The 4,929-nt window shown below is 52.7% G+C and carries 3 protein-coding genes and 1 pseudogene; 1 reads left to right on the forward strand and 3 read right to left on the reverse strand.

What is annotated here, in order from left to right:
- A pseudogene (locus tag HMPREF2907_RS02590) lies at positions 1-219 on the forward strand (hypothetical protein); the annotation flags it as partial.
- A gap of 148 nt (positions 220-367) precedes the next feature.
- On the opposite strand, the gene mutL reads toward HMPREF2907_RS02590, so the two are convergent.
- From mutL to ribBA, 3 genes are all read right to left on the reverse strand, one after another.
- Entirely contained in the window at positions 368-2,359 is a 1,992-nt protein-coding gene (gene mutL, locus HMPREF2907_RS02595) for a DNA mismatch repair endonuclease MutL (RefSeq protein ID WP_070679749.1), read from the reverse strand.
- A gap of 128 nt (positions 2,360-2,487) precedes the next feature.
- Positions 2,488-3,111: an EVE domain-containing protein gene (locus HMPREF2907_RS02600; protein ID WP_039404728.1), complete on the reverse strand. Its 624-nt coding sequence runs from the start codon at positions 3,109-3,111 to the stop codon at positions 2,488-2,490.
- Between the two features lie 268 nt (positions 3,112-3,379).
- Complete coding sequence (gene ribBA, locus HMPREF2907_RS02605) at positions 3,380-4,717, reverse strand: bifunctional 3,4-dihydroxy-2-butanone-4-phosphate synthase/GTP cyclohydrolase II (RefSeq protein ID WP_070679752.1); 1,338 nt, start codon at positions 4,715-4,717, stop codon at positions 3,380-3,382.
- Positions 4,718-4,929 lie beyond the last annotated feature (212 nt).

Here is a 4,929-nt window from a genome sequence, read left to right on the forward strand (position 1 = left end):
TATCTGAAATTTATCTATGGATACGCTACGAAGAGCCAAGATAAAAATATCAAAAATGTATTGGAGCTTGGAGAATTAAAGCAGGATGATGAAATCTTGGATTATGGAGGTACGCTGGAATTGATAGGCGGTAGGTATGATCTTCCGACCGGTTTTAGCATAGATATAGTTTGCCGGGAAATAGAGTTAGAATTTTTAGATCAGGAGAATTTCAATTAAACAAGCCGCGGTTATATATGAAATCTTTAGGGAGATTGGTTTTTAATCTGACGCAACTATCTCGCATATTGTTTTGCCGCCCAGCCTACTTAAAAGGTCGTCTGAAAACCCGAATCCGTTTTCAGACGACCTTTATTTTTCGTCGGCTTTATTGTCCGCGTAAGAACAGTGCGTCCAGTTCTTTCAGCGTCAGTTTCACCCAGGTCGGGCGGCCGTGGTTGCATTGGTTGCTGCGCGGGGTGTTTTCCATGTCGCGCAGGAGGGCGTTCATTTCGGGCAGGGTGAGCTGGCGGCCGGCGCGGACGGAGCCGTGGCAGGACATGGTGGCGAGGATGTGGTTTTCGTGTTCTTCGATGGTTTGGCTGCTGCCGACTTGGGCGAGTTCGCCCAATACGTCTTTGGCGAGCGAGACGACATCGGCTTTTCCAAGCATAGCGGGGACGGCGCGGACGGCGAGGGTGTTGCCGCCCATGTCGGACAATTCCAGCCCGAAGCCTGCCAACGTGTCGGCGTGGTCGGCGAGGGCGGCACATTCTTCGTGGGACGCGGCGAAGGTAACGGGGATGAGCAGGCGTTGGCTTTGCAGGTTGCCGTTTTCCTGCCGCTGGCGTTTCATTTTTTCGTAGTTGACGCGTTCGGCGGCGGCGTGCATGTCGATGAGCAGCAGGCTGTCTTCGGCTTGGGCGAGGATGTAGATGCCTAATAGTTGTGCGATGGCGAAGCCGAGCGGCGGCAGTTCGGGTTTGGGGTCGTCTGAAAAGGCACGTGCGGGGTTTTCAGACGACGTGGGGGATGTGCTGCCGAAGCGTGCTTGTTCGAATTGTGCCAACTCGATATCGGCCTCATCGGCTGCGGTGTTTTTGAAGAGTTCGGCGTAGGTGTTGAGGGCGGCGCGGCTTTCGCGCAGGGACAGGCTGCGTTGCTGCGGCGCGCGTGCTGCCTGATAGGGCATGGGGGCGGTTTTGCCTGAACTGAAGGCGTTGCGCGGTTCGGAGGCGTGTGTGCTTGGTGCGGCGGCGAAAATATTTTCAGACGTGGTCGGGTTTGGGTGGAACCCGTTAGGCTCGTTTTCAGACGACGTTGCCGCGGGACGGATACCTGTGATTTCGTGCAACACTTCGCCTGCGTTGCCGACGCTTTCGGTCAAGTCGGCGCGGGTGTCGGCGAGGGCTTTGTTGAGGGTGTGGAAAACGAGTTGGTGCACCTGCTGGCTGTCGCGGAAGCGGATTTCGGTTTTGGTGGGGTGGACGTTGACGTCCACGGCTTCGGGCGGCAGGTCGAGGAAGAGGACGAAGGCGGGGGTGAGGACGTTGTGCAATACGTCGCGGTATGCCTGTTTGACGGCGTGGAGCATGACTTTGTCGCGCACGAAGCGGTGGTTGACGAAGCAGTATTGTTTGTCGGTTTTGCCTTTGGCGAAGGTGGGTTTGGCGATGGCGCCGTAGAGCCGCAGCGCGCCGTTACCGCTGTCGATTTCTAAGGATGCTGCCTGAAAGTCTTCGCCGACGATGGCGGCTATGCGTTCGTGCAGGCTTTGGGCGGGGAATTTGAACACTTGTTTGCCGTCGCGTTTGAGCGAGAAGGCGATGTGCGGATGCGCCAGCGCGAGGCGTTCGAGCATGGTGGCGCAGTGGGCGTATTCGGTGTTTTCGGATTTGAGGAATTTGCGCCGCGCGGGGGTGTTGAAGAAGAGTTCGGCGGCTTCGATGGTGGTGCCGACGGGATGGGCGGCGGCGGTGGGGCTGCTGAGTTTGCCGTCTTCGGCTTTGACTTGGGTCGCGTGCGCGCTGCCGTCTTGGCGGCTGGTCAGGGTCAGGCGGCTGACGGAGGCGATGCTTGCCAAGCCTTCGCCGCGAAAGCCCATGCTGGCGACGTGTTCCAAGTCGTTTAAGGTTTTGATTTTGCTGGTGGCGTGGCGGTGGAGTGCGAGTTCGATGTCGTCGGGGTGGATGCCGCCGCCGTTGTCGCTGACGCGGATGAGGCGGATGCCGCCGCCTGCCAGCTCGACTTCGATCGCCGTCGCGCCTGCGTCTATGCTGTTTTCGACGATTTCTTTGAGGGCGTTGGCAGGACGTTCGACCACTTCACCGGCGGCGATTTGGTTGACGAGGTGGTCGGGCAGGGCGGCGATTCGGGACATGGGTTTCTTCCGTTTTCAAACTGGCGGGTATTATAGCAAAAGGTCGTCTGAAAACCGGAATCGGGATTTCAGACGACCTTTTGAAATTTAACTGCCGTTTTACAGGATACTTGTAGCCTTACTTTGTCTTATTTGAGATTCTCCAACAATTTTTCCCCATCAGTAATCTGAGATAATGTTTGGGCAAAAGGAAAAGAACGTCCCAAAATGGATTTAACCTGTCTTGCTTTGATTGGATTTTGACTTAAATCGACAAAATGTTCTAATTTCTGAAAAAATGTTTTATTATCAACGCCATAATGATGAGTTTTCTCTACGATTCCTGTTGCTTGACCATATGCAACAATTCCTTGTCCGGAGGCGTATAGGAATACATAGTCTCCTTTTTTAATCCGACAGATTTTTTCTTTGTAGCCATCTTCAAATGCAGCAGCTACTTGGTTTGTCATCATGAAATTATGGTCTTCCAAGTCGTTGGCACTATTAGTATTTAATAAGAAATATCGTGTTGTAGTTGAATTATCAAATTCTTCGTCTTTTTGTTTGTCAATCATTCGTTTGTTCTCCCAGTCTTGAATAATGAATTCTTGAATTAAATCATTAATGATGTCTTGGCGGGTTGTTTCCCAAGCATCAGCAAGCTCTTGCAAAATCAAATCATCTTTAATGGATAAACGTAAACTCAACGTAATCTTATTTTGATTTCGTTGGTTATATATTTCTGTGCGGCGGTCGATATAGCTGTTGGGCATAGTTAGATCCTTTTGTTTTTTAGGATTAAATAAAATATCAGGAGGAAGTGCTCCCTTCTTGATGAAGATTATTATGCTATATTTTAATTTCAAATGAAATAAAAATTATTCTTAAATTATTCTTAATTTATTATATTATTGTTTTTATTTATAATAAAATATAATAATAACTTTTATGGGAGGTTGGCTGAATCAGGTAATTTATAGCAAAAGGTCGTCTGAAAACCGGAATCGGGATTTCAGACGACCTTTTGACAAGATAGGCGGTTTATTTGTTTTCTGCTTCTTCAAAGCCGACGACTTCCAAGCCGAAGCCGGTCAGGCCGGTGAAGGCGGAAGGCTGTCCTAACACGCGCAGTTTGCCGACGTTGAGGCCGGCGAGGATTTGCGCGCCGATGCCGTAGCTTTTGCTGTCCCATTTGTAGGCTTGGTTGGCGCCTTTGGGCAGGGTGCGGTCGAGCAGGGTGGCGCCGTCTTCGGTGCGGTGCAGGAGGATGACGACGCCGCTTTCGGCTTGCTGGATGCGCTCAAGGGCTTTGGGCAGCGACCAGGAATGGCGCGGGTTGGCTTGGATGAAGTCCATGACGCTGAAGGGTTCGTGTACGCGGACGAGGGTTTCGGTGTCGGCGGCGGGTTTGCCTTTGACGAGGGCGAGGTGGGTTTCGCCGGAGAGTTTGTCGACGTAAACGTGTTGCTGGAATTCGCCCCACGGGGTTTGTACGGGGGCGTTGCCCATGTCTTCGAGTAGGCTTTCGGTGCGGCTGCGGTATTCGATGAGGTCGGTAATCGTGCCGATTTTGAGGTTGTGTTCTTCGGCGAACTTCATCAGTTCGGGCATGCGCGCCATGGTGCCGTCGTCGTTGATGATTTCGCAGATGACGGCGGCGGGGATGAGTCCGTTCATTTGTGCCAAGTCGACGCCGGCTTCGGTGTGTCCGGCGCGTACTAGGACGCCGCCTTTTTGCGCACGCAGGGGGAAGATGTGGCCGGGTTGGACGATGTCTTCGGGTTTGGCGGTCGGGGAGACGGCGGTTTGGATGGTCAGGGCGCGGTCGGCGGCGGAAATGCCGGTGGTGATGCCTTGCGCCGCTTCGATGGAAACAGTAAAGTTGGTACCGTATTGCGCGCCGTTTTTCTGGGTCATCATGGGCAGGCCGAGCCGCTCGACCATGCTGCCTTCCATCGGCAGGCAAACCAGTCCGCGCGCGTGTTTGATCATGAAGTTGATGGCTTCGGGGGTGACGAACTGCGCCGCCATCAGCAAATCGCCTTCGTTTTCGCGGTCTTCCGCGTCGGTGATGATGACCATTTTGCCGGCTTTGATGTCGGCAAGGATTTCGGGGATGGAGGAAATGTGGGGCATGGTGCGTCTTTCTTGATGGTCGGGTTGGGCTGTGGCGTGTTCTTGATCCAGCCACATGGCGGGCATTTGCGCCGCCTGTTCGATTTTGCGGGCCTTTTTCTCGCCGAAGGATTTGTTTTTCAGAAGGGCGGACAATTCACCTTGGTTGATGGCGATGGCTTCGGCAAAACGGGTTTGCTGGCCGCAGTATTTGTCCGCTATCCATTGCCGCAGGTTGCGGCGGCGCAGGTCGGTGGTGTTCATGATGTGTGGTGTGGCTGAAAGGATGTAGGCGATTGTAGTCTTGTCTTTACCAAAAGGCAAACTGTGTTTAACGGCGGATTTTCATTACCTTTTGGTAATGTTTTGACAGGAGGTCGTCTGAAAAACAAAAATGGCGTTTTCAGACGACCTTTGCTTGAAATCTGAACATTTGAAAGAATATGGGAGACCTTTGCAAAATTCCTTTTCCCCCG

Origin of the sequence: Neisseria sp. HMSC055H02 (assembly GCF_001813335.1) — a bacterium.
Classification (GTDB): Bacteria; Pseudomonadota; Gammaproteobacteria; order Burkholderiales; family Neisseriaceae; genus Neisseria; species Neisseria sicca_C.

Bases quoted from the DNA above. Each gene is read 5' to 3' on its own strand.
- mutL (WP_070679749.1), bottom strand. From the start codon at position 2,359: ATGTCCCGAATCGCCGCCCTGCCCGACCACCTCGTCAACCAAATCGCC.
- HMPREF2907_RS02600 (WP_039404728.1), bottom strand. From the start codon at position 3,111: ATGCCCAACAGCTATATCGACCGCCGCACAGAAATATATAACCAACGA.
- ribBA (WP_070679752.1), bottom strand. From the start codon at position 4,717: ATGAACACCACCGACCTGCGCCGCCGCAACCTGCGGCAATGGATAGCG.